The 24,440-nt window shown below is 68.4% G+C and carries 21 protein-coding genes and 2 pseudogenes; 9 read left to right on the top strand and 14 right to left on the bottom strand.

The features are described 5' to 3' along the window. Positions 1-37: 37 nt before the first annotated feature. Both MQE23_RS04855 and MQE23_RS04850 read right to left on the bottom strand, forming a co-directional pair. Positions 38-1,630 (bottom strand): ABC-F family ATP-binding cassette domain-containing protein, encoded by a 1,593-nt coding sequence (locus tag MQE23_RS04855; protein ID WP_243378359.1) that lies wholly within the window; start codon positions 1,628-1,630, stop codon positions 38-40. 172 nt (positions 1,631-1,802) lie between these two features. After that, entirely contained in the window at positions 1,803-2,447 is a 645-nt protein-coding gene (locus tag MQE23_RS04850; RefSeq protein WP_243378358.1) for a peptide deformylase, read from the bottom strand. Between the two features lie 132 nt (positions 2,448-2,579). On the opposite strand from MQE23_RS04850, the gene MQE23_RS04845 reads away from it, so the two are divergent. Then, entirely contained in the window at positions 2,580-3,989 is a 1,410-nt protein-coding gene (locus tag MQE23_RS04845) for a PepSY domain-containing protein (RefSeq protein ID WP_243378357.1), read from the top strand. A gap of 67 nt (positions 3,990-4,056) precedes the next feature. On the opposite strand, the gene MQE23_RS04840 is transcribed toward MQE23_RS04845, so the two are convergent. Further along, positions 4,057-4,347, bottom strand: a complete 291-nt coding sequence (locus MQE23_RS04840; protein ID WP_051185616.1) for a tetratricopeptide repeat protein — start codon at positions 4,345-4,347, stop codon at positions 4,057-4,059. 226 nt (positions 4,348-4,573) lie between these two features. On the opposite strand from MQE23_RS04840, the gene MQE23_RS04835 reads away from it, so the two are divergent. Beyond that, positions 4,574-5,539 carry a pirin family protein gene (locus MQE23_RS04835; RefSeq protein WP_243378356.1) on the top strand — a complete coding sequence of 322 codons (966 nt, stop codon included), beginning with the start codon at positions 4,574-4,576 and terminating at the stop codon, positions 5,537-5,539. A gap of 1,305 nt (positions 5,540-6,844) precedes the next feature. On the opposite strand, the pseudogene MQE23_RS04830 reads toward MQE23_RS04835, so the two are convergent. After that, positions 6,845-7,260 (bottom strand): annotated as a pseudogene (locus MQE23_RS04830) (GTP-binding protein); the annotation flags it as partial. A gap of 171 nt (positions 7,261-7,431) precedes the next feature. Between MQE23_RS04830 and MQE23_RS04825 the strand changes: the two are divergent. After that, positions 7,432-7,587: a hypothetical protein gene (locus MQE23_RS04825; protein ID WP_010059700.1), complete on the top strand. Its 156-nt coding sequence runs from the start codon at positions 7,432-7,434 to the stop codon at positions 7,585-7,587. A 276-nt stretch (positions 7,588-7,863) separates the two neighbouring features. On the opposite strand, the gene MQE23_RS04820 is transcribed toward MQE23_RS04825, so the two are convergent. The 8 genes from MQE23_RS04820 to MQE23_RS04785 form a co-directional block, all read right to left on the bottom strand. Continuing rightward, positions 7,864-8,298 carry an aldehyde dehydrogenase family protein gene (locus tag MQE23_RS04820; protein ID WP_243378355.1) on the bottom strand — a complete coding sequence of 145 codons (435 nt, stop codon included), beginning with the start codon at positions 8,296-8,298 and terminating at the stop codon, positions 7,864-7,866. Further along, positions 8,265-8,594, bottom strand: a complete 330-nt coding sequence (locus MQE23_RS04815; protein WP_243378354.1) for a hypothetical protein — start codon at positions 8,592-8,594, stop codon at positions 8,265-8,267. Before MQE23_RS04815 ends, MQE23_RS04820 begins: the two co-directional genes overlap by 34 nt. 23 nt (positions 8,595-8,617) lie before the next feature. After that, positions 8,618-8,986 (bottom strand): hypothetical protein, encoded by a 369-nt coding sequence (locus MQE23_RS04810; RefSeq protein ID WP_243378353.1) that lies wholly within the window; start codon positions 8,984-8,986, stop codon positions 8,618-8,620. A 130-nt stretch (positions 8,987-9,116) separates the two neighbouring features. Next, the gene (locus MQE23_RS04805; RefSeq protein WP_243378352.1) at positions 9,117-9,383 is read right to left on the bottom strand and encodes a hypothetical protein; all 267 of its coding nucleotides are present in this window, start codon (positions 9,381-9,383) and stop codon (positions 9,117-9,119) included. Positions 9,384-10,764: 1,381 nt separating this feature from the next. Then, positions 10,765-11,502, bottom strand: coding sequence for a substrate-binding domain-containing protein (locus tag MQE23_RS04800; RefSeq protein WP_243378351.1), 738 nt, complete (start codon positions 11,500-11,502; stop codon positions 10,765-10,767). Between the two features lie 444 nt (positions 11,503-11,946). After that, on the bottom strand, positions 11,947-12,240 hold the full coding sequence (locus MQE23_RS04795; protein ID WP_243378350.1) for an antibiotic biosynthesis monooxygenase family protein: 294 nt from the start codon (positions 12,238-12,240) through the stop codon (positions 11,947-11,949). A 28-nt stretch (positions 12,241-12,268) separates the two neighbouring features. Next, positions 12,269-14,830: a GH32 C-terminal domain-containing protein gene (locus MQE23_RS04790; protein ID WP_279345126.1), complete on the bottom strand. Its 2,562-nt coding sequence runs from the start codon at positions 14,828-14,830 to the stop codon at positions 12,269-12,271. Between the two features lie 216 nt (positions 14,831-15,046). Then, positions 15,047-16,009, bottom strand: a complete 963-nt coding sequence (locus tag MQE23_RS04785) for a carbohydrate kinase (RefSeq protein ID WP_243378349.1) — start codon at positions 16,007-16,009, stop codon at positions 15,047-15,049. Between the two features lie 259 nt (positions 16,010-16,268). Here MQE23_RS04785 and MQE23_RS04780 point away from each other — a divergent pair, with 259 nt between their 5' ends. From MQE23_RS04780 to MQE23_RS04760, 5 genes are all read left to right on the top strand, one after another. Next, positions 16,269-17,285 (top strand): sugar ABC transporter substrate-binding protein, encoded by a 1,017-nt coding sequence (locus MQE23_RS04780; RefSeq protein WP_243378348.1) that lies wholly within the window; start codon positions 16,269-16,271, stop codon positions 17,283-17,285. A 180-nt stretch (positions 17,286-17,465) separates the two neighbouring features. Further along, positions 17,466-18,479 carry an ABC transporter permease gene (locus tag MQE23_RS04775; RefSeq protein ID WP_243378347.1) on the top strand — a complete coding sequence of 338 codons (1,014 nt, stop codon included), beginning with the start codon at positions 17,466-17,468 and terminating at the stop codon, positions 18,477-18,479. Beyond that, positions 18,476-19,303, top strand: coding sequence for an ATP-binding cassette domain-containing protein (locus MQE23_RS04770; protein WP_243378343.1), 828 nt, complete (start codon positions 18,476-18,478; stop codon positions 19,301-19,303). Before MQE23_RS04775 ends, MQE23_RS04770 begins: the two co-directional genes overlap by 4 nt. Before the next feature lie 79 nt (positions 19,304-19,382). Next, positions 19,383-20,414, top strand: a complete 1,032-nt coding sequence (locus MQE23_RS04765; RefSeq protein ID WP_243378342.1) for a LacI family DNA-binding transcriptional regulator — start codon at positions 19,383-19,385, stop codon at positions 20,412-20,414. A 111-nt stretch (positions 20,415-20,525) separates the two neighbouring features. Further along, entirely contained in the window at positions 20,526-20,762 is a 237-nt protein-coding gene (locus tag MQE23_RS04760) for a transposase domain-containing protein (protein WP_243378340.1), read from the top strand. Between the two features lie 1,124 nt (positions 20,763-21,886). On the opposite strand, the gene MQE23_RS04750 is transcribed toward MQE23_RS04760, so the two are convergent. Both MQE23_RS04750 and MQE23_RS04745 read right to left on the bottom strand, forming a co-directional pair. Further along, positions 21,887-22,321, bottom strand: coding sequence for a GNAT family N-acetyltransferase (locus tag MQE23_RS04750; RefSeq protein WP_243378339.1), 435 nt, complete (start codon positions 22,319-22,321; stop codon positions 21,887-21,889). 225 nt (positions 22,322-22,546) lie between these two features. Next, complete coding sequence (locus tag MQE23_RS04745; protein WP_243378338.1) at positions 22,547-23,356, bottom strand: methyltransferase domain-containing protein; 810 nt, start codon at positions 23,354-23,356, stop codon at positions 22,547-22,549. 227 nt (positions 23,357-23,583) lie between these two features. On the opposite strand from MQE23_RS04745, the pseudogene MQE23_RS04740 reads away from it, so the two are divergent. Beyond that, positions 23,584-24,388: pseudogene (locus MQE23_RS04740) on the top strand (SDR family oxidoreductase). Positions 24,389-24,440 lie beyond the last annotated feature (52 nt).

The raw sequence follows: 24,440 nt of genomic DNA, 5'->3' as shown, positions 1-24,440 counted from the left end.
CCCCGTTTTTCCGGCGGCCGGACGGGATCCGGCAAGGTCACGCGTGCGCAGGCACCACCAACTCCCGGTAGTCGTCGCTCCACAGGTCCTCCTCCGCCTCCGGCAGCAGCAGCACCCGGTCCGGCCGCAGCGCGTCGACGGCGCCCTCGTCGTGCGTGACCATCACGATCGCGCCCGGGTACGTGCCCACCGCGGCCAGGACCTCGGCACGGGAGGCCGGGTCGAGGTTGTTGGTGGGCTCGTCGAGGAGCAGCACGTTCGCGCCCGAGTGCACCAGACCGGCCAGGGCGAGCCGGGTCTTCTCGCCGCCGGAGAGGACACCGACGCGCTTGCCGGCGTCGTCGCCGGAGAACAGGAACGCGCCCAGGACCTGGCGGACTTCGCCGTCGGCGAGGTGCGGGGCGGCACCCGCCAGGTGCTCACGTACCGTCAGTTCCGTATCCAGCGTGTCGTGTTCCTGGGCGAAGTAGCCGAGGCGCAGCCCGTGCCCGTGGACCACCCGGCCGCTGTCCGGCGCGTCCTGCCCGGCGAGGATCCGCAACAGGGTCGTCTTTCCGGCGCCGTTGGGCCCAAGCACCACCAGGCGGCTGCCCCGGTCGACGGCGAGGTCGACGCCCCGCAGGACGTGCTGCCCGCCGTACGACCTGGTCAGGCTGACGGCGCCGAGCGGGATCCGGCCACAGGGCGCCGGCTCGGGCAGCCGGATCCTGGCCGTCTTCTCGGCGCGCCGGGCCGGTTCGAGGTCCGCGAGCAGCCGGTCGGCTCGGCGGGCCATGTTCCGCGCGGCCACCGCGGTCGCCACCCGGGCCCGCATCTTGTCGGCCTGGGCGTGCAACGCCGCCGCCTTGCGCTCGGCGTTCGCCCGCTCGCGGGCGCGGCGCCGCTCGTCGGCGTCCCGCTGGGCCAGATACTCGTCCCAGCCGGTGTTGTGGACGTCGAGCGCGGCACGCCCCGGGTCCAGGTGGAAGACCCGGTTCACGGTGCCGGCCAGCAGGGACGCGTCGTGGCTGATCATCACGAGCCCGCCCTGGTGGCTGTGGAGGAACCCGCGCAGCCAGGCGACCGAGTCCGCGTCCAGATGGTTCGTCGGCTCGTCCAGCAGCAGCGTGCCGTGGCCGGCGAAAAGGATGCGGGCCAGCTCCACGCGTCGCCGCTGACCGCCCGACAGGGCGCGCAGCGGCCGGTCCATCAGATCCGCGGGCAGTCCGACCCCGGCGGCGACCCGGGCGGCCTCCGCCTCGGACGCGTATCCGCCGCGCGTCTGGAACTCGGCCTCGGCCCGCACATAGGCGTTCATCGACCGCTCCGTCCCGTCGGCCATCGCGGCCTCGGCGCGGCGCAGCGCCCGTACGGCGTGGTCCAGGCCGCGCGCGGACAGGATCCGGTCGGTGACGGTGACCGATTGGTCGGCCGCGCGCGAGTCCTGCGGGAGATGGCCGACGTCCCCGGTGCGGGTGACGGTCCCGGCGGCGGGCCGCAGGGTGCCCGCCAGGGTGTGCAACAGGGTGGTCTTTCCCGCGCCGTTGCGGCCGACCAGGCCGATGCGGTCGCCGGGGGAGACGTGGAAGGACACGCCGGACAGCAGCAGACGCGCGCCCACGCGCACGTCGACGTCACGAACGGTGATCATGAGAAAACGCTCCGAACAAGCAATCCGAACAAGCAAGAGGACACACGGGTGGCGTGGAAGCGGGTCCTCGGCTAGGAAATTCGGGGCGTAGACATGACCGTCACGGTAACGGAGGCGCCTGCCGGGCGCCTCCGAATTTCCGCGGCGGTCGGCGTCATGACGGCAGTCGGCGTTACGGCAGCTCGAAGCCGAGTGCCCGCGCGGCCTTCTCCGGCGTCGGCTGAGCCCAGCGCTCCGTCACCGCCTGGTTGGACGACAGCGAACGCGACTCGGCCCGGTCCAGATACAGGACCCCGTCGAGGTGGTCCGTCTCGTGCTGCACGATCCGCGCGGGCCAGCCCGTGAACATCTCGTCCAGCGCGTGCCCGTGTTCGTCCTGCCCGGTCAGCCGCACCTCGGCGGGCCGCGCCACCACCGCCTGCCAGCCCGGCACGCTCAGACAGCCCTCGAAGAACGCGGCCCGCGCGCCGCCGACGGGCTCGTAGGCGGGATTCACCAGCACCCGGAACGGCTGCGGCACCCGCCCGCGCGCCAGCCGCACCTCCTCCGGCACCGGCACCGGGTCCTCGATCACGGCGATCCTCAGCTCCACACCGACCTGCGGCGCCGCAAGGCCCACCCCCGGCGCCGCGCGCATGGTGATCCGCAGGGCCTCGACGAACCGGGCCAGCAGCGCGGGCCCCAGCTGACCGTCGTACGGCTCGGTGCCACGCCGCAGCACCGGATCGCCGGCTGCCACGATGGGCAACGGGCCGCCACCGGCGAGGAGTTCCTCGACCCGCTCGGCCAGGGGTGCGTGATCGCTCGGAGTTCCCATCGCGTCAGGATGACACGGCACCCCCCACCCTCGTGTGTCGCACGTCACACACCCTCCCCGGGAACTGGACCCCCCTTCCGCCCGACTACTGCACCGCAACGGCCACGAAGACGTCCCCGGGAGAACCTGCCGATGACCACCGCTCCCTCGACCACCACGGACGAGGCCCCGCCACCCGCCACCCCGGCACCGTCGAAGAACACCTGGGCCCCCCTGCGCCCGCTGATCCTCCGCCTGCACTTCTACGCCGGGGTCCTGGTGGCGCCGTTCCTCCTTATCGCTGCCACCACCGGCCTGCTGTACGCCGCCTCCTTCCAGGCCGAGAAGATCGTGTACGACCATGAACTGACCGTCCCCGCAGGCGAGCGGAAGCTGCCGATCAGCGAGCAGGTGGCCGCCGCCCGCAAGGCCCACCCCGAGGGCACGGTCTCGGCCGTACGGCCCTCACCCGAGGCGGACGCGACGACCAGGGTGATGCTGTCGGGTGTCCCGGGCGTCGACGACGGACACACCCTCGCCGTGTTCGTCGACCCGTACACCGCGAAGGTGCGCGGCTCCCTCGACCAGTACGGCTCGACCGGCGCGCTGCCGCTGCGCACCTGGATCGACGAGTTCCACCGGGACCTGCACCTGGGCGAGTCGGGCCGGCTGTACAGCGAACTGGCGGCCAGCTGGTTGTGGGTGATCTCGGCCGGGGGACTGGTGCTGTGGTTCTCCCGCCGCCGTGCCCTGCGCAAGGTGCGGGGCACGAACGGACGGCGGCGCACCCTCGGACTGCACGGCAGCGTCGGCGTGTGGGCGGCGGCCGGGTTCTTCTTCCTCTCGGCGACCGGTCTGACCTGGTCGGCCTACGCCGGAGCCAACATCGACGAGTTGCGGACCTCGCTGGGGCAGGCCACCCCGGCGGTGTCGGCGTCGGCGGGCGGTGAACACACCGGCCACGGCTCCGCCGCGGGGCAGGCCGGAGACGCCGCGCACGGGGTGGGCCTGGACAAGGTCCTGGCCGCGGCCCGGTCCGAGGGCCTGGGCGACCCGGTGGAGATCGTGCCGCCGGCGGACGCGAAGTCGGCGTACGTCGTCAAGCAGGTGCAGCGCAGCTGGCCCGAGAAACAGGACTCCGTCGCCATCGACCCGGCCAGTGGTCAGGTCATGGACGTGCTGCGGTTCGCCGACTACCCGGTGCTCGCGAAACTCACCCGGTGGGGCATCGACCTGCACACCGGCATCCTGTTCGGCCTGGCCAACCAGATCGCCCTGATGCTGCTCGCGCTCTGCCTGATCCTGCTGATCGTGTGGGGCTACCGCATGTGGTGGCAGCGCGGCCGCGGCAGCGCCTTCGGCCGCCCGATCCCACGCGGCGCCTGGCAGCAGGTGCCGCCGCAGATCCTGGTACCGCTGCTCGCGGGGGTCGCCGTACTCGGCTACTTCCTGCCTCTGTTCGGTATCCCGCTCGCGGCCTTCCTGGCTGTCGACATCGTGCTGGGCGAGATCGCCTACCGGCGGGACCGGCGGACCGACGGGGCGGGGACGCCGGCGCAGTAGCGGACCGGCCGACGCACAGGTGCCCGACTCCCCGTCGGGGAGCCGGGCACCGTCAGGTGCGTACCGGTCAGCGCTGCTCGAAGTCACCCGCGAGCGCGGAGGCGATCCGCAGGTGCGGCTCCGCCTCCTCGTGCCTGTTCTGCCGCTGGAGCGTGCGGCCGAGCATCAGCCGGGCGTAGTGCTCGACCGGGTCCCGCTCGACGATCGTCCGCAACTCGGCCTCCGCGCGGCGCAGTTGGGCCGAGTGGTAGTAGGAGCGCGCCAGCAGCAGCCGCGGCCCGGTCTGCTCGGGCACCTCCTCGACCAGCCCGCCCAGGACCCGCGCGGCGGCGGCGTAGTCCTTGGCGTCGAAGAACATCTGCGCGCGCTCCCAGCGCTCCGCCGGTGTCCCGTGGGCGTAGTACGTCGCGTCGTAGGTCGTGTTCACTCGTGCCTCCTTCGAGGCCGACAACCGAACGGGTTGGTTTAATATTCCACTACAGAGCGGACCGCTGCTCGGTCAGGGCGGCCGGCCGACACGGGAGCCCGGGCGCGGCCCGAATGACGCGCGACGCGGGCCCATCCACCGGACTAGGTTGTGCGCCATGAGCAATCTTGAGCGCGAGGCGGCTCCCTCCCTGTGCGGTGGCCGCGGCTTCGTCGTAGCCGAGCCGGTTCGCGAACTTCTCAGTCCGCGCCACGTCAAGCTGGGCGAATCCAGCGAGGTCCGCAGGCTGCTGCCCAACCTCGGCCGCCGTATGGTCGGCGCCTGGTGCTTCGTCGACCACTACGGCCCCGACGACATCGCCGACGAACCCGGCATGCAGGTGCCGCCGCATCCTCACATGGGCCTCCAGACGGTGAGCTGGCTGCACGAGGGGGAGGTGCTGCACCGCGACTCCACCGGCAGCCTCCAGATGATCCGGCCGCGCGAACTGGGCCTGATGACCTCCGGCCGGGCGATCAGCCACTCCGAGGAGAGTCCCCGCTCGCACGCCCGTTTCCTGCACGGAGCGCAACTGTGGGTCGCCCTCCCGGACGGCCACCGCCACACCGACCCGCGCTTCGAACACCACGCCGACCTGCCGGTCGTCACGGCACCCGGTATCAAGGCGACGCTCATCCTCGGTGACCTCGACGGCGCGACCTCGCCCGGCACGGCGTACACCCCGATCACCGGCGCCGACTTGGCCCTCACCCGGGGGGCGGACGTACGCCTCCCGCTGGAACCGGACTTCGAGTACGCCGTCCTGTCCATGTCCGGCGAGGCCCACGTGGACGGCGTGCCGGTCCTGCCCGGCTCGATGCTCTACCTCGGCTGCGGCCGCAGAGAACTGCCGCTGCGGGCGGAGTCGGACGCGGGCCTGATGCTGCTGGGAGGCGAGCCGTTCGAGGAGGAACTGATCATGTTCTGGAACTGGATCGGACGGTCGCAGGAGGAGATCGTACAGGCCCGCCGGGACTGGATGGAAGGGTCGCGGTTCGGGGAGGTGAAGGGGTACGACGGCGCTCCGCTGCGTGCCCCCGAGCTGCCGGCGACGCCTCTCAAACCGCGCGGAAGGGCTCGCTGACCTGCGCAAATGGCTGGGTGATGGGGGCAGGTGGGCGACGTATCGCCGTGACTCGTCTCCCTCCTTCCCCTGGGGGCAGTAGGGCGGCTAGGCATGTTGCAGGCTCGAAGGATGATGCTGAGCGAGTCCACGGTCTGGCAACCTGTGGGCGGCTGTGGCAGGACGCTTGCTAACCCTTTGCTAACTCTACTGACGAGTCATCAGTTGAGGGCGAGAGCTCATGGCCTACCTTTGCGTCGGCCGGATGGCATTGCACGCTGGGTGGCCATCGTGCGGACGCTGACTTGGTGACGGACTGAGTCCCTTGTGGACACGTGAGGCGTAGCTGTCGCCCTGTCTCGCTGACGTCGACCAGTCGCACCTTGTCCACCTTCCACAAAACGGAGGGCGACCTGCTTACCCCGGCCGACGGCGAGTGACTGTGCGACGCGAACAGAACGCGTTGTTGAGGGGCGTGTGGCGGGGGCGCGCTGGTGATGCGCAGTGCACCCTTCGGCGTGACGAGCACCAGGGGAACTTCGTCGTGAAGTTGTCTACCACGTCGCGCTGACCTGGAGCGATGCAGCTTCAGCAGTCTCTGACCAGCGCAGATACATCTTTCAGCGTCTTTCAGGGGCGTTCCGTCTTATGTAGTCGACCCTCCCCAGCCGCTCCCCGCAACGCTGCTCCTCCCCAAATTCTCCCCAGGGCGGGCCGCCGTGACGGACGGCGGGAGACGAAACTTAGCGCTGCCGCAGGCACGCTGAGTGACTGTAGCGGGTGCTCAGTCGGTATTCCAGGCACTCGTCCGGCCACTGAAAGCGAGACGGCTGGGCGGGCAGTGTCTGCCCGCCCTGGGCCGTGAAGGTCCCACCTGGCACAGGTTGTAGAGACCGTCCAGGTACGTCTATGCCAGTCCAGTGCGGGCATGGAATTGCAGGTCAGAGCCTCTTGGTCCGGGTGGGTCTGACCAGTTGGTGATGGCTGTGTGATACGCGGGTGATACGGCGAGACCCCACCGAGGTCCGTCCGGGCGGGACCTCTGCGCGGATCCGTGAGACGGCGAAGCCGCACCGGAGCACTCCGGTGCGGCTTCGCCGTGAGGTCGAACGCGCTGGCGCACAAGACGCGTTCGGCTCCTCACTCAGTCAGGTTCCTGCGTTGCTTGTGGGGACGACGGATTTGCGATCGCATCCGCTGTCAACATTGCAGCCGTGAGACGACGGAACCCCGCGGGGAGGCAGGACGGGGCTGGCGCCAGAAAAGTCTCGTGTCAGGGACCATTGAAGCTCCGCCGTGGCTGCGACCACCGACCGACCCGGAGTTTCAGTGCCCCGTCACCGTGGTGAGGGGGTCGTGCTCATGCGCGCAGCTCTCGCAGGAGCCGTAGGTGTCCCAGGCAGGGAAGGGATCGGAAGCGGGCAGAGCTACGCCTTCCTGCAGGCGGCAGCCGTTCAGGTCGGCCCGCAGCAGCTCCGCGTCCATCTGGGTGCCGATGAAGACGAGTTCCTGCGCATAAGGGTTGGCGGTGTCACGAGCAGAGGAAGGCTCGAAGCGAGCCACCGGACCGGCCTGCGGCCACGGTCCCGTCACCCAGGGCCGGCTGGCGAGGGTGAAGAAGCCCTTGGACCTGAGGACCTGCCCGTAGGCGCCGCTGCCAGGTGTCTCCGTCACCAACGTCCAAACCGTCCGGGGTGGAAGGACCTTCCGGAGCAGAGGACGGTCGAGGAGATGGCGTACTGAACGAAGTTTCGAAGGAGGGCGTGAACACCGTGTCGCCGGGCACAAGGGCTATTGCACCGAGGTCCTGGAATTCGGAGCTGGTCGGGATCTGCCCACCAAGGGACGAACTCAGGCCCTTGTGAAGCTCATACGCACACGCGCCTGAGCCGGAATTGACGATGGGGATTAAAATGATCATTCTTGGGCTTATTCTTCTGATCATCGGCCTGCTTGTCGGCATGGGTCTGCTGACGACGATCGGCGGCATCCTCATTCTGGTTGGCGCCATCCTGTGGATCCTGGGTGCGACCGGTCGCGCGGTCGGTGGACGCAAGCACTTCTTTTAAAGTCAGGGCGCCTCACCAACTCGCTGCGACGAGCGACGTGTCCATGACTCCCTCCGCGTCGGAAAGTCCACACCGTGAGGAGCTTCTGGACCACTCGAGGCCGGGACGAGGTGAGAGCCGGCCAGAGAGACAGTTGGGAACCCCGTGGGCGGGGCCATGCGCCGACCCGCCCTGTCTCGTTGGCGATGAGTTTGCCCTGAGCCGGGGGCCCTGCCCGCCGGTCGTCGAGCGCAGAGCCTGGCTGCGGGGTGAGGCGGATGCTGCCGCGACCTGTGATCAGCACGCGGCCTGCTCCGAGCCGTTCGGCGTCGTCGCTGTACGTGTCGAGGGCGTGGGCGCCCCGGTCGTCGCTGCCGGGGTAGGGGGCGGGTGCGTCGGCCAGCGCGGCTCGCAGGTGGGCCAGGAAGCGGTCCTTCTGCGCCCAGTCGGCACTGACGACGACCGCTTGGCTCGCTGCGCAGTTGTAGCCGTTGTTGTGCAGCTTCTGGGTGGCGATGTGCTCGGCCTGGTAGCGCAGGTCCGCCTCGGACCAGCCGCCCGGCAGCACGATCGTGGGGAGACCCCGCCCAGTTCGCTGGTGGCCGGCTTGTCGAGCAGCGGTGTGCCCGCCTTCTTGCGGCCGGCGCCCTCGGTACCCGTACCGAAGACGATCGCGTCATGGGTCGCGGCGCTGCCGGTCATGTGGACGTGGCGGACCTTCGGGTGGTGCACCAGGTACGTCCCGACGTCGGCGCCACCGGTGAGGACCCGGACCGCCCGAGGTCGATCAGCGGCGCCAGTACTCGGTTGAAGACGTCGAGGAGGCCGTCGGTGACCGGGTTCTGTTTGAGGGCCACCACTCTGTTGTGCGCGTACAGCTCGTGGAGCACGTCCAGGATGGGGACCGAGGTGATGTTGCCGGCGCCGAGCACGACGCCGACGCCTGTGGTCTCGGACGGGTGGAGCTGGGCGAGGCCCGCGCGCTCCCGCACCTCCTCCTCCTCCTCCTCCGTGGTGCCAGGCGGCATCCACACCTCGGCGCTGAGATCGTTCAGCAGGAGGCGGTCCCAGATGCTGTGGGGCAGGGCAGGACGTGGACCGTGACCCGTCCGCCAGGTGCTTGGCTGAAGGAGAAGCCGTCGACGGGACTGCGGTTCTCCACCAGGGCGGTGATGCTGGCGGCGAGCGCGCCGAGGGAGGTCAGCACCGGGTAGGGGCCGGTGATCCATTCTTCGCCGATCAGCGGACTGTCGTCGGGCAGCCGCTTGTAGACGACGGCCGCGCGCACCCACGCCTCGGCCGCTTCGGCGGTGGCTGCCTGCATCTGCTCGAGCAGTTTCCGTCGCTTCGCCAAGTCGCAGGCGGCCCAGGCGGCCTCGCCGCGGACCAGGCCGTCGACGGCCTGGTCGATCGCCCGCACCCCCGCGTTATAGGGGCGTCTGTGAGACGCGAAAGCAAGAGAGACACGGTCCACGGGGCCGTGTCTCGCGGCTTCTGTCTCTCGTCTCGGCGGCCCGCCGCCTGCACCGGGAGTCCGGAGGAGTGGGCGCTCAATAGGTGGGTCCGTAGGGGCTCCACCCGTGCATGAACGGCTGGAGGTCCTCGGTGCGAGGCTCGGGATTTTCCGGTAGCAACGGTGAACCGTTGAGCGGGTTCAGGCGTTGCACGTGGCGCTCGGCCCACGCGATCCATGCCTCGGCTTCCTCCCTGGCCCGCCCGGGCGGCAGACCCTGTGCATGAAGCCGGAGTGCGCCGATGTACTCGACGAGGCTCGCTGCACGCTGCCACGCCGCGTGCTGTGCTTCGAGGTGGCGCACACGGTATGCCTCTGCGTATTCGGTGTGGGCTTGCCGCTTGGCGGCTTCCCATCGCAGGCGCCTTTGGTGTGCTTCCTCCAGGTCGGCCAGTCGCTTGCGTTCGGCTGCCTGTCAGCGGAGACCGACCTCCTGCACGATCTCGGCGAGCTGGTCCTCGAGAGGGTGTGGCCGTGTCGGCCGACTCGCCGGCCGGTGCGGCAGCCCGCCACTCAGGCAGATCCTCAGGCGGTCAACGGGGGAGTAGTCGTGGCGAGGGATCCTGACCCAGGAGTATTTTTGTGCATCCGCGAGTTCCTTTTGCGTGGGGACGTGTTCGACCCGGTCCTGTTCCTGCGGGACGCGAAGTTCGCATGTCTGGCCCTGCGCCGTAATGGTGAAGTGAGGTGGGCCGCTTCGCCGGCGATGCGGTAGTGGTGCCGTATTCGCTTTACCGATTACGGCGGTGTGCCCCGATTTCTGTGTTGCGGTGAACAGGGCATGGATGAGTCGGAAAGCCCGGTTCTGCACGGACTTGGTCAGTCCCATGGGATGGGAGAGGCCCTGCAGGGTTTTGACGACTGGGTGCGGCTGCACGAGTCGTGCCGGTACCGGAAGGGGTGTCAGCGTGGCCAAGCGCCAGGCGGGCGTGCCGAGGAGTCGAATTCGTCGAGGCACCAGCCTCCGTGCAGCTCTTGGGTTTTCGGGATCTTCCTCGATCTCCGGGCAGCGGCGACACGGACCGGCCATTTTTCGGTCTCACGGCCGCTGGCTTCCCGTTGACGATCCGGCCGCCAGCCTCCTCCAGCTCTTCTAGGAGCTGCTCCGTGACGGTCTTCTTACCTGCCCGGGGTCCGGAGTTGGGGCTCGATAGCCGTGGCGGCGTGGCTACCTGGTTGCCAGTTTTTTCTGCCTGCCGGAGTCGGCTGTCGGCTGCGTTGCAGCTTTCTGCATGGGAGCGGTACCTGTGGCAGGAGATTTGTCGGGGGGATAGCTGTCGTGGTCGAGGAAATATCGGCCGGCGGTCGTGAGTGTCGCGGACCATTGCCCCGGGGGGACTTTGACCAGTCCTCGGCTCTGTAACGCCTGGCAGCTGAGCTTGTGCGCCTCTCCCTGCCATATAGCCTCAGGGCAGCCTTGCCCGACCCACCGCAGCATTTGCAGTTGACGCTCGTTCAACTGACGCGGCACCTGACCTCCTGCTGTGCGAAGTAGCTGGTGCTCCCACTGCCACCGCAGCCAGCCACAAGTGCCGCTGTGGTCAGGGCGACTATGCTCGATACCGCGAGGCGCCTGGTTCTCGATTCCACATGGCTCCTTCATTTTCACTGGCACGGTCCTGGCAGATCGCGCCGGCGGCCGGCACTGACGGCCGTCTGATCGGTGGTGCTTCGCCGTTCCGGGGTCAGAGTCGGGGCGGCGCAGCGACCGATCCCCGTGCCACCAAAGGGCAGGGCAGCATTTCCTGAACAGCCGGGCCGGACTCCTCGCCCGCTGCGTCTGTGAGTGCGAGCAGTTGTGCGACGGCCCGCGCTCCCATCTCGTAGTGCGGCAGGGCGACGGTGGTCAGCCCGGGGAACAGGCCGTCGCAGAAGAGGTCCTGGTTGTCGAAGCCGATGACGGACAGGCCGGCGGGGATCGAAAGCCCCAGTTCGGCGGCGGCGTGGTAGACGCCCATCGCCATCCGGTCCGCGAAGCAGAACAACGCTGTGGGTCGTTCCGTCGTCTGGAGCAGCGTGCGTGCCGCCCGGTACGCGCCGGCGGCGGAGGCGGTCTCAGTCACCACCAGCCGGGGATCGAACGCAACGCCGGCTTCCGCGAGGGCCTGCCGGTAACCCTCCAGGCGTCCGTGGGTGGCCGGGATGTCGTCGACGTTGTTGAGGAAGCCGATACGGCGGTGGCCGTGGCGGAGCAGTTCGTGTACGGCGGTGTAGCCGCCCTGGACCTCGTCCGGCACCACCGAGGGGACAGTGGTGTCGTCGGAGCGTGCGTCGAGCAGAATCGTGGGGACCGAGCGCAACTGCTCCGGCACCTCCACGACCCGGTGGTACATCGACGCGTACAGCACCCCGTCGACCTGGTGCTGGAGCAGCAGGTCGATCTCCTTGCGCTCCAGCTCCGGGTCGCCGCCGGTGTTCAGCATGAGCAGCAGCAGGTCGTGCTTGGCTGCCTCTTCCTGTGCTCCGAGGATGATCCCGCCCGCGCGTGGGGGGGGGGGGGGCGATCTGGTCGCTGACGAAGCCGATGGTGCTCGACCGCTTCAGCCTCAGGCCACGGGCCAGCCCGTTGGGGGTGTACCCCAGTTGCCGGGCCGCCTCCAGAACGCGCTGCCGGGTCTCGGCGTTGATGCGTTTGCCCTCGACCTCGTTGAGGATGTGGGAAACGGTCGTGACCGAGACTCCGGCGGCTGCTGCCACGTCCTTGATCCCGATCCGCCTGCCCATGTGGTGCCCAATCGTTTTGGCAAGTGAGTGCGGGACGAGACTGCTCCCCAGTTGGGGGTCCTTGGCAACGGTGCGTTACGGATGCGCGGCCGCTGGACGCGCGAGGTGATCCTCGCCGCTTCCGTGGAGCGTGCCCGGCGTTGTCAGGCCAGCGGATCGAGGAAGGTCAGCACGGAGGCATCCTCTTCGATCAGCGGGGCGAGGGCGGCGTTGAAGGGGCCGCCGTACGGGGCGTTCAGGTGCGCCTGGAAGGCGTCCTCGTCCCGGTACACCTCGAAGATCCAGAAGGCGCGCGGGTTGGCTGCCTTGGTGTAGACGTCGAAGGCGATGTTGCCTTCTTCCTCGCGCACCTTCAGGGCGTAGTCCCCGATCAGGCGGGCGACCTCGTCCTGTGCTCCCTCGCGGGCGGTGAACTCGGCGAGCAGGGTCTTCTTCACGGTCCCGTGTCCTTGTCGGTCGCGGATATCACTTGTGGGCGGAGTCGAGGTGCCAGACGACGGCCTGGTCCAGCTTCACCGAGCCGTTCTCGGCGAAGACCTGCACTCCCTGGCTGGCGGGGTCGGGGAAGATCTGGTCGGTGATCACGGCCTCGCCGCTGCCGCCGAAGACCTCGACGGACGACCAGTCGACGAGGATCCGCAACTTCACCTTGCCGTTCTTCGCCTTCAGCGGTGCGGTCTGGGCGCCGGGGAAGGTGCTGTTGAAGTCAACGGCGCCGGAGTGGGTGCGGTCGACGTACAGCTCCTGTGTCGTGGCGTCGTAGCCGATGACAGTCTCCTCGCCGTTCGCGCCCGTGCGCACCTTCAGGCCGAAGCGGTCGGCGTCCTTGAGGGAGAAGGTCGCTTGGATGTCGAGGGCCTTGCCGTTGGCCGCGGGGCCGATCAGGGTCTTGGAGGTGTCCTTGACGGTGACACCGGCCGCGGATGCCGGGGGCTCCTGCCGCAGGGACGTCACGCTGTTCACGGGCTGGCTGGTCAGCCGGATGCGGCCGTCGATGGTGCGCAGGGCCATCTCCCGGGGGATGCTCTGGGCGCCGCGCCAGGGAGACGTGGGGATGGAGCCGCTGTAGTCCCAGTTGTTCATCCAGCCGATCATGTAGCGCTTGCCGCCCGGTGCGTTCTCCCAGGACACGGCCGCGTAGTAGTCCTTGCCGTAGTCGGCCCAGTCGGCGCGCTGTACGACGGACTTCGCGGGAGCGTCGGCTTCGGTGAACTGGTCGGCGAGGATGTGGCCCCAGCCGGCGGTGTTCATGTCGACGACCTGGATCTGCGCCTTCTTGCCGGCGTACGGGCGCATGTCGAAGGACGCCCAGTCCAGGGTCTCGCTGTTGGAGCCGGTGGCGCTGCGGACGACCTGGCCGTCAACGATCAGGTTGACGGCCGTCTCCTGGGAGACGGGCTGGGCCTGGGTGTCCGAGAGCATGATGTGGTCGACGTTGATGTGGCCCCAGCCACCGGTGTTGTCGTCGACGATCTTGATCTGGGCCTTCTTGCCGACGAGGTCCTTGACGTCCCACGAGGCCCAGTTGAGTGCCTCGCCGTCCTGTCCGGTGGTGCTGCGGACCACCTGGCCGTCGACGAGGAGTTCGACGGCGGTCGGGTTGTCTGAGCCGATGGGGTGGTTGCCGCCGCCGACCAGGAAGTTGACGTAGTCCTTGTCGATGGTGAACTCGGGAGAGGTGAGGGTGCCGGTGGTGGAGTCGCCGTTCAGGTAGCTGTTGACCAGGCCGCTTCCCAGGAAGCCGGAGACTTCCTGCTGGTTGGGAAGGGTGCCGGTGGCCGGTGCGGTACCGAAGGCATCCCCGGAGGTCGTCCAGTCGCCGTACGTGCCGCCCTCGAAGTCTGCGAGGACCGTGCCCGCGGGCGGCGGCCCCTGCTCCATGACGGTTCCGGGTACGTGCGGGTGCCGACCGCCACCGACCTTGAAGTTCAAGTACTTGCTCTCCACGGTGAAGGAGGGCGAGGTCAGGGTGCCTGTGGTGCCGTCACCCGAGTGGAAGCTGTTGGCGAGGCCCTTGCCGTCGTAGCCGGAGACGGCCCCCTGCCCGTCCACTGCTCCCGCTGCCGGCGCCGTGCCGAACGCGGTGCCCGTGGTCGTCCACGATCCGAAGTCGGTGTTCTCGAAGTCCTGCACCACCGTGCCGGTGGGCGGGGTGTAGGTGCCCTTGTCCTCGGCGGTGAACTTCTTGCCGTCGAAGTCGCCGACGAAGTACTGGGCGGCCGAACCGCCCGCGATGCCACCGGGGTTGATGTTGACGACCAGGACCCACTTGATGTTGTTCTTGTCCCCGTCGACCGCGAGGGGGAACAGGTCGGGGCACTCCCATACGCCGCCCGTCGCGCCGGCCGGCCCGAACTCGCTCTGCAGCTTCCAGTCCTTGAGGTTCTTGGACGAGTAGAACTGCACCTTGTGCTCGGCGGACAGCGACACCGTCATCAGCCAGCTCTTCGTCGGCTCGTACCACTGGACCTTGGGGTCGCGGAAGTCCTTGGAGCCGATGTCGATGACGGGATTGCCCTGATACTTGGTCCAGGTACGGCCGCGGTCGGTGCTGTAGGCGATCGACTGCGCCTGGACGCCTGTGCTCTTGTTGTAGCTGGTGTAGATCGCCACCATGGGCGGGTTCTTCTTCGTGCCGAACCCGGTGGTGTTGTCCCAGTCGACGACCGCGCTGCCGGAGAACACCATCTCGTTGTCGTCGTACGACAGGGCGAGCGGCAGCTCCTTCCAGTGCACGAGGTCCGTGCTCACCGCGTGGCCCCAGGACATGTCACCCCAGGAGTTGCCGTTGGGGTTGTACTGGTAGAAGAGGTGATACTCGCCCTTGTAGTACACGAGGCCGTTGGGGTCGTTCATCCAGTTCTTCTCCGGGGTGAAGTGGAACTGGGGCCGGTAGGTCTCGGAGTACGGCGGGGTGTCGGCGGCGACGGCCCGGGGGGCGAGCGGGGCGGCGGACAGGGCGCAGACGGTCGCCACCGCCGCCATCATCCGCACGCGGGCATGCCGGGATACACGTCCAGAGCTCATGGTGTCTCCTGTGCTGTGGCCGTCCACTGGGACGAGCCTGAGGCTCGGCGGGGACCGACCGAAAAGTGACGCCCTGGTCGGCGTCGACGTCCACGTCGCCGACCAGGAGTGTCATCGTTGACTGGTGTCATCGATGACATCGAGTGGCCCGATGATGAGCGGAATCCGGCCAATGCGTCAACGGTTCGGGCGGAATTACCCGGCGCGGCCCGCCCGTCAGGCACCACCGCCGGTCGTCAACTGTGCCAACTGGTTCTGCCATGGCGGGTTGGGCCCGGCAACCGAGCAGGTCAGGGCCGCGACCCGAGTACTGAACCGGCAGGCTTCCGCGACCTCGTCGAGACCGAGGTCGGCCAGCCGACCACCGAGGAGTCCGCGGGCGCCGAGGTGGTGCAGCAGGCCGGCGGTGAAGGAGTCCCCCGCGCCGACGGTGTCGACGACCTGCGCGGTCACCGCGGGTACCCGCAGCCGTTCGCCGTCGAGTGAGACCAGGGCGCCGTCGGCACCGAGCGTGATCACGACGAGCCGTGCCCCCGCGGCGTGCCAGGTGTCACACGCCTGCTCGGGTGAGGTGTCCGGCAGGAGCAGTTCCAGGTCGTCCTCGCTCAGCCGCAGGATGTCGGCGAGAGCGCACCAGTGCGGCAGCCGGGCGCGGTAGACCTCGGGGCGCACCAGCAGCGGCCGGACGTTGGGATCGATGCTGATGGTGGCCCGCGGAGCCGCCGCCGCCAGGAACTCCTCCACCGCCGCCCCGCCGGGCTCACGGACCAGCGCCAGCGACCCGGTGTGCACACAGGTTGTTTCGGACATATCCACTGCTGCCAGCTCGCCCGCAGTCCACTGCCAGTCGGCCGTGTTCTGCGCGTGGAACGAAAAGGCGGCCTGCCCGGTGGCGTCCAGTTCCGCCACGGCCAGCGTGCTGGGCTCGACGGCGGCGACGGCGTACGACAGGTCCACACCGGACGCCTCCAGGTGCGCCCGGAACAGGCGGCCGAACACATCACCGGACAGGCGTGCGAGGAAGCGGGCCGGCGTGCCCAGCCGAGCCAAGGCCACCGCCGTATTCGCAGGTCCGCCGCCCGGCAGCACACGCAGAGCGAGTTCGTTCGAGGCGTTTGCCGGTTCCGCGAAGGCGTCCGCGACGCACTCTCCCAGAACGGTGATCTGACGCGGGCTCATGGGCTGCTCTCCCTCGGAAAGGCTCGGAAAGATCGGGTAAAGGGGCCGCACGGCGACACAGCCGCTGACCGGCGGCGCAGCGACGACGACTGCGGACGTTGCCGAATTGTGACGAGTGGAAGGCATTGACGTTGCCGGGACGCGGAGTCCATCATCCTCGCCAGGCAGTGTCAACGATGACATGAGTCAACGATGACACCCCGGGCGGCATGCTCTGATCCCACCCCCGTGCCCGCTCGCTATCCCACAGGAGTCGATCATGTCTCGAACCACTCGTCTGTCCTCCTCCCTCCTCAGAGCCGCCGCGGTCACGGGCGTCGCCGCCCTCACCCTGACGGCCTGCGGCTCCGGCTCCGGATCGGGTTCCTCGAGCAGCGGCTCTGGCGAGGTCAAGGTCGGTCTGATCACCAAGACCGACACCAACCCGTTCTTCGTGAAGATGAAGGAGGGCGCGGAGAAGGCCGCCAAGGAGAACGGCGCCCAACTGTCCACCGCCGCAGGTAAGTTCGACGGGGACAACGCCGGGCAGGTCACCGCCATCGAGAACATGGTCGCCTCCGGGGTGAAGGGCATCCTGATCACCCCCAGCGACTCCAAGGCCATCGTGCCCGCGATCCAGAAAGCCCGTGCCAAGGGCGTCCTGGTCATCGCCCTGGACACCCCGACCGACCCCGAGAGCGCGGTCGACGCCCTCTTCGCCACCGACAACCTCAAGGCCGGCGAGCTCATCGGTCAGTACGCCAAGGCCGCCATGAAGGGCAAGACCGCGAAGATAGCCACCCTGGACCTCGCACCGGGCGTCTCCGTCGGCGTCCAGCGGCACAATGGCTTCCTGAAGGGCTTCGGCGCCACCGACAAGGACGTGGCGTGCGCCCAGGACACGGGCGGCGACCAGGCCAAGGGCCAGACCGCCATGGAGAACTGCCTCCAGAAGAACCCCGACATCAACGTCGTCTACACCATCAACGAGCCCGCCGCGCTCGGCGCGTACACCGCGCTCAAGGCCAAGGGCCGCGAGAAGGACGTCCTGATCGTCTCCGTCGACGGTGGCTGCACCGGCACCCAGGCAGTCAAGGACGGCAAGATCGCCGCGACTTCGCAGCAGTACCCGTTGAAGATGGCCGCCGAGGGTGTACAGGCCGTCGTGAAGTACGCCAAGGACGGCAAGAAGGCGTCCGGTTACACCGACACAGGCGTCACCCTGATCACCGACAAGGCGCAGGACGGAGTCACGTCCAAGGACACCGCCTACGGCCTGGAGAACTGCTGGGGCTGAGCCGCCCCCGGAACCTGAGGCCGCCCCGCCGCCAGGCGCGTACGACTCCGCCTCTCCCTCCAGTGGGGCGGCCGTCCCTTCCTCCCCTGACCGGGGGGCGGCCGCCCGCTCGTCCTCTTGTCCTCAGCCCGAGAGGGACGACCGGGGACAACGACTTCTGTCTTCCGACAAGGACTTCGTATGACAGCCACGACCACGCCCCCGAGCACGTCCTCGCCGTACGCCGGGCTCAAAGCGCCGACCACGGCTCGCAGGCTGCTCACGGCACCGACCACTGGCCCGCTGGTCGCCCTCCTCCTGGCCTGCGCCTTCTTCTCCTTCTCGACCGACCAGTTCCTCACGGGCGGCAACTTCTCGCTGATCGTGCAGCAGGTCATGGTGGTCGGCACCCTCGCCATCGGTCAGACACTGATCATCCTCACGGCGGGCATCGACCTGTCGTGCGGTGCAGTGATGGCGTTCGGCAGCATCATGATCGCCAAGATGGCCGCCGAGGGCTCCCTGCCCCCGCTCGTCGCCATCGCCGTGGGCATAGCCGTCTGCGGCGGCTTCGGGCTGCTCAACGGGCTGTTGGTGCAGAAGATCCCGCTGCCGCCGTTCATCGTCACCCTCGGCATGCTCAACGTGGCGTTCGCGCTGACCCACATCTACTCCGAGGAGCAGACGGTCACCAACCTGCCCGGCCCGCTGACAGCGCTCGGAGAGACCTTCCCGCTCGGCCACACCGACATCACCTACGGCTCCCTGGTCACCATCGCCCTGTTCCTCCTCCTCGCCTACGCGCTGAGCAGCACCGGCTGGGGCCGGCACGTCTACGCCCTGGGCAACAGCCAGGAGGCGGCACGGCTGAACGGCATCCGCACCTCCCGCCTGACCATCGGCGTCTACACCGCGGCCGGCCTGCTCTACGGCATCGCCGCCCTGCTGCTCATCTCCCGCACCGGAGTCGGCGATCCGCAAGCCGGCCAGACCGACAACCTCGACAGCATCACCGCCGTGGTCCTCGGCGGCACCAGCCTCTTCGGCGGACGCGGATCGGTCCTGGGCACCTTCATCGGTGTCCTCATCGTCGGTGTCTTCCGCAACGGCCTGCAGCTGATGGGGGTCGCCTCCATCTACCAGACCCTGATCACCGGCGTCCTGGTGATCCTCGCGGTGACCGTCGACCAGATCTCCCGGAAGAAGGCCCGATGACCTCCCCCACCCCCGTGCTGCAGGCCCGCGGTCTGGTCAAGCGCTACGGCCATGTCACCGCCATCGACGGCGCCGACTTCGACCTGATGCCCGCCGAAGTCCTCGCGGTCATCGGCGACAACGGGGCCGGCAAGACCAGTCTGATCAAGGCACTTACGGGTGCTGTGACCCCTGACTCGGGCGAGATACGCCTCAACGGCGAGCCCATCACTTTCTCCGGTCCGCAGAGTGCCCGCGCCCACGGGATCGAGACGGTCTATCAGGACCTCGCCGTGGCCGCCTCCATGGACATCGCCTCGAACATGTTCCTGGGGCGCGAGCTCCGCCGTCCCGGTGTGCTCGGCAGTGTGTTCCGCATGCTGGACAAGAAGCGCATGCGTCAGGAGGCCGCCGAGCACATGGCCGATCTGAAGATCGGTCTGCGCTCGCTCACGCAGTCGGTGGAGACGCTTTCGGGCGGGCAGCGGCAGGCCGTCGCGGTCGCCCGTTCTGTCGCCTGGGCCCGCAGTGTCGTGGTCATGGACGAGCCCACCGCCGCCCTCGGGGTCAAGGAGTCCGGCCAGGTGCTGGACCTGATCCGCCGCGTCCGGGACAAGGGCTTGCCGGTCGTCCTGATCAGCCACAACATGCCGCACGTCTTCGAGATCGCCGACCGGATCCACGTCCACCGGCTGGGCCGGCGCGCCGCCGTGATCAAGCCCTCCGACTACTCCATGGCCGAGGTCGTCGCCATCATGACCGGCGCGCTCACCGTCGACGAAGCCGGAGATACTGTCGTAGCGGATTCCGAGGCGGCCAAGGCCGCCGGTGTCAAAGCCACCTGACAGCACAACACAACCGCTCTCACGGTTTCCGGCCGAGGCTGCGGCCGGAAACCGAGAGCCCTCAGGAGACAGTTTCCCCATGGCAGCGAACCGCCGCCCTACCCTGGCTGACGTCGCCCGAGAAGTGGGCGTCAGTGCCAAAACGGTCTCCCGCGTCCTCAACGAGGACGGACCCGTCTCCGCCGAGACCCGGGAACAAGTACTCGCCGCAGTGGCCAAGCTCGGCTTCCAGCCGAACCTCATGGCCCGCAACATCCGCGTCGGCGGACCCGACACCACCATCGGACTGGTCATCCCTGACCTCGCCAACCCCTTCTTCGGAGCCGTGGCCCGCTCCATCGAGGACACCGTCCGCGAGCGCGGCCTGACCCTGCTCATGGGCTCTTCCGCGGACGATCCCGAGCGTGAACGTGCCCTGACGGACAAGTTCCTCGCCCGCCGAGTCAGCATCCTGATCGTCGTGCCGTCCGTCGGCGCCGACCACTCCCACCTCAAGACCCACCGCGCGGCGGGCCTGCCCGTGATCTTCCTCGACCGGCCCGGAGTCGGCCTCGCCACGGACATCATCGTCAGCTCCAACCGTGCCGGAGCCCACGACGGCGTCGCCCACCTGATCGCCCATGGCCACCGGCGCATCGGCTTCGTCGGTGACCTTCCCCCGAAGCTGTACACCCGCCGTGAACGTCTGGCCGGATACCGCTCGGCGCTGCAGGAGGCCGACATCCCCTACGACCGCTCGCTCGTCACCAACGCCCACGACCAGCAGGGCGCCGAGGCCGCGACGGCCCAGCTCCTCGGCCTGAGCGATCCCCCCACGGCCCTGTTCGCCGGGAACAACATCATGGCGCTGGGCATCGTCGCCGAACTGGCCCGCAGCAAGCGCAAGGACGTCGCCTTCGTCGCCTTCGACGACGTGGCACTCGCCGAAGCACTCGAACCGGCCCTGACCGTCGTCGCCCAGGACCCCGAGGAAATCGGCAGGACGGCGGCGACCACCGCCCTGGCCCGCCTCGACGGCGACCGCACCCGCGCCCGCACCATCACCGTCCCCACCCGACTGATCATCCGGGGATCGGGGGAACGGTCTTCTCTGGTAACGCTGGAGAGCTAATCCCAAGGCCGTGTAGTTAGCGTGCTGACCGCTGTGTCAAGTGGCCTGAAGCGGTGACGGAGCTCCTGCTAGAACCGTGTCGACCAAGATCACCGTTCCGCAGGAGCTCCGTTGGACGATAAGTGTGTCATTTCTCGTGAAGTAGCGGTTGCGGCGGGTGCGTTTGCTCCTGGGCATCTGGGTGAGCTAACGCAGATTGTCCCGTTCGAGATGGTCGACGAGGTGCTGGCCGAGACCGGCAGGACGCAGCAGCGGATAGGCAGTCTTCCGTCCCGCGTGGTGGTCTACCTGTTGCTGGCCGGGGCTTTGTTCCCCCAGATGGGCTGGAGCAGGTGTGGCAGCGGCTGACGGCCGGCCTGGACGGACTGCCTACCGCATCGCCGACGGGCGGCGCTCGCACAGGCCCGCAGGCGGGTCGGCATCGGTCCGCTGCGCCGCCTGTTCGGTCTGCTGCGCGGGCCAGCCGCCGGCATCAGTATCGCGGGAGTTCGGTAGAGGGAGCTGCTCGTCTGCGCGATCGACGGGACGCTGATGGCCGTGCCGGGCAGCCCGGCCAACCAGGCGGAGTTCAGCAAGCACCACTGCAACAACGGAGGAGCGGGATACCCCTCATTCTGGCTACTGGTACTGGTGTCCTGCGGTACGCGCACCGTCCTGGACGCGGTGTTCGGCCCGGCCAGGGTCGGTGAGACGTCCTATGCTCCGCGTCTGGTCCGCAGCCTCAGGGGAGGGATGATCATCCTGCTGGACCGGCACTTCGCCGTCCAGGCAGTTATCGAAGCGGTGGCGTCGAAGGGCGCTCACGTCCTGGTCTGGGTCAAACAGCACCGCAGGCTGCCGGTCTTGCGACGCCTGCTCGATGGCTCCTGGCTGTCGAGGATCGGAGCCGTCACGGTTCCGTGTCATCGACTGCGAGATCACCCTCAGCACCTCCCGTGGACACCGCACCACCGCTTACCGCCTGGTCACTACCTTGACCGACGCCTCCGTGCACCCGGCCGGCGAGCTGATCAAGCTTTACCACAAGCGGTGGGAAGTGGAGACCGCCTATCTGGAGATCAAGTCCACCATCCTGGGCGGCCGGGTCCTTCGCGCCCGCACGCCCGCCGGTGTCGCCCAGGAAGTCTTCGCGTTGCTGGTCACCTACCAAGTTCTGCGACTGGCGATGGCCGACGCGACGGCAACGAGGCCCGGCACCGACCCTGACAGGGCCAGTTTCACCATCGCCCTGAACACGGCCCGCGATCTGGTCATACAAGCCGCGAGCGTGTTCAGCAGTGCGACTCGTCGGCACCATAGGCCGCCGCATCCTGGCCAGCCTCATGCCCGACCGGCGCATCCGCACACGGCCCCGCGTCGTCAAACGGGCCATCTCGAAGTACAACGCCAAAGGCATTGTCGACCGGACCACCTACAAGGCCACCATCGACATCGACATCCTCGCCCCCCACAGCCCGTGCCCGCCCGCCCGGTCACCTGCGGATGACGTGCAGCGTGCACTCGAACCGCTCGACACCCGGGTAGACCTCACCGAGACTGCACACTGAGAACCCGCACCGTCGGTAGAAACCCACTGCCCCGGCATCAGTGCGGGCTGTCATACGAAGAATGTCAAACGTCTCAGCAACTGCCTTCAGGAGCTCGCGCCCCAGGCCCTTCCCCTGCCAGGAAGGGTCCACCGCGATGTGGACGATGGTCGCACGCTTCTCCTCCATGCACAGGCCGAGGACAGCGAGAGCCCGGTCGTCACCCAGAAAACCCAGCAACCGCACTGCCGGATCGGTGCGGTAGTCCTCGACGGCCCGGCTCAGCCTTCCCGGCCCAGGGCCGACAGCCAGGGCCAGCAACCCTCGAACATCCTCCCCGTCCAGCCGGGACCACAGGTCAGACAACTCGCTGATCAGCACCACCTCAGGCTACAGATCAACCGAACACGGCACTTGATCAACAGCTAACTACATGGCATTGGAGCCAATCCTCTTGGCGGGCACACGTTGGACTCACGTTGGACAGCAGAGCAAGTGCCCCCCGTTCCCGCAAGCGAGGCCCAGCGGGCCCCGGCCAGGACATCGGCGTCAGGGCTATGACCGTCGTGGCCTGACCTGCCGCACGCCGTTCTCGCCCTCTCGTGGTCAGTCTGACGGGGGCAGCGTGCCGACAGTCAGGAAGAACGTGACGGCGTAGGTGAAGCGCCCCGCACGCACGGCATCATCGAACTGAGCCACGAACCGGTCCGCGTCCATGGGATCGAGGTGACCCCGGGCCGCCGCAGTGTGCGCCCAGGTACGCAAGCCCATGACATTGTCGGCCGCCGACGCGTCGCGCACGACCAGAGTCCGAGCTTCCAACGTGATGTCGTGGAGGCCGCGGGCCGCGAGCAGTCCAGCGTGCCGGTGGGCCAACGAGCCGTTGCGCAGCCCCACATCAGCCCGGAAGCGCAACACCCGGCGGGCAAGGTCCTGGTCGTCGATGTCGAGTACCTGGGTGTCGTAGTCCGGGTCCGCCAACGCGACCCGCCCACCTGGGCGGACCACCCGCAGCATCTCGTCCAGCACCCGGCCGGGGTCGGCAACGTGCTGCAGGACCCGATCGGCCCAGGCGCCGTCGAACCGGCACGCTGCGAACGGCAGCCGGTGCCCGTCGGCGACAGCGACATGCGGCAGCCCTCGAGCCCGCGCCTGCGTGATCATCGTTACTGAGCTGTCGACCGCGACGACCTCGGCCCCCCAGCGTGAGCGCACGGCCGCAGCGGCGTCCCCGGTACCCGCTCCGACCTCGAGGAACAGTCCGCCGCCCCCGGCATGTAGCAGCTCTTGTAACCGCTGCTTATAGGCGGCGTAGAACGGCTCCGCCCCCAACCGGTCCAAGACCTGAACCCAGTCGGTCGGCCGGGGCTGCGTGTCCACCGATGTGAAGCCATGAGCAACATCGCGATCGTGCATGGGAGCAACGCTAATCGCCCAACTCCTCCGGCGAGCCCCTCCGGTGAAAGCACTTGGCGGTGCCATACCGGCCGCGCCAAAACGACGTGCCGCCAGACTGTACGCCGGGAACAGCACACGTTCCGAAGCGCTACGCCCTTGTGCGTCGGAGCCGTCTGAGCTGGGCCAATTTGGATTGAGGGAAAAGCGATTGACGCTCCAGAACCAGTCATGGACGATCCCAGACTGTGACGACGAGCACTGATCAAGACCAGTCCGCCCACGGCCAGGTTCCTCCCACCACCCGTCCCCTCGCCTTGGTCACCGGCGTGGGCCGCACCGTCGGTATCGGCGCCGGCATCGCCCGCCGTCTGGCCGCGTCAGGCTGGGACGTCGCCTTCACCTACTGGACCCCATATGAGGACCGCATGGCCTGGGGCAGGGAGCCCGGTGCAACCGAAGCGATCAGCCAGGCACTGATCGAATACGGTGCGTCCACTGCGGCGATCGAGGCGGACCTCGCCGACTCGGGCACGCCGACACGCGTCTTCGACGAGGTCGAACAACGGCTGGGCAAAGTCACCGCGCTGGTGATGTGCCACTGCGAGTCGGTCGCCTCTGGTCTGCTCGACACCACCGTGGAGAGTTTCGACCGGCACTTCGCCGTCAACGCGCGCGCCACCTGGTTGCTCATCCGCGAGTTCGGACACCGCTTCGCAGCAACTCCGGGAACGGGGCGTATTATCAGCCTCACCAGCGACCACACCGTCAACAACCTCCCGTACGGTGCGAGCAAAGGTGCTCTGGACCGGATCACACTAGCTGCGGCTCACGAACTCGCCCACCTCGGCATCAGTGCCAACGTCATCAACCCTGGCCCGATCGACACGGGCTGGATGTCGGACGACATACGGGCGAGCGGCATCCGCCAGACGCCGTTGGGGCCGGCTCGGTACGCCGCAGGACACCGCGAACCTCGTCGACTTCCTGTGCTCCCGGGAAGGTGAGTGGATCAACGGCCAGCTGTTGATGAGCAACGGTGGCTTCAAGTAGAGAACCAGCCCCATCCCACATCCCTCCGCGCGGTTGAGGGGCAGTCAGGTCC

Origin of the sequence: Streptomyces sp. HP-A2021, assembly GCF_022807935.1 — a bacterium.
Taxonomy (GTDB): Bacteria; Actinomycetota; Actinomycetes; order Streptomycetales; family Streptomycetaceae; genus Streptomyces; species Streptomyces afghaniensis.
The sequence above is the reverse complement of the archived record's forward strand: the minus strand, read 5'-3'. Positions and strand labels throughout refer to the sequence as shown.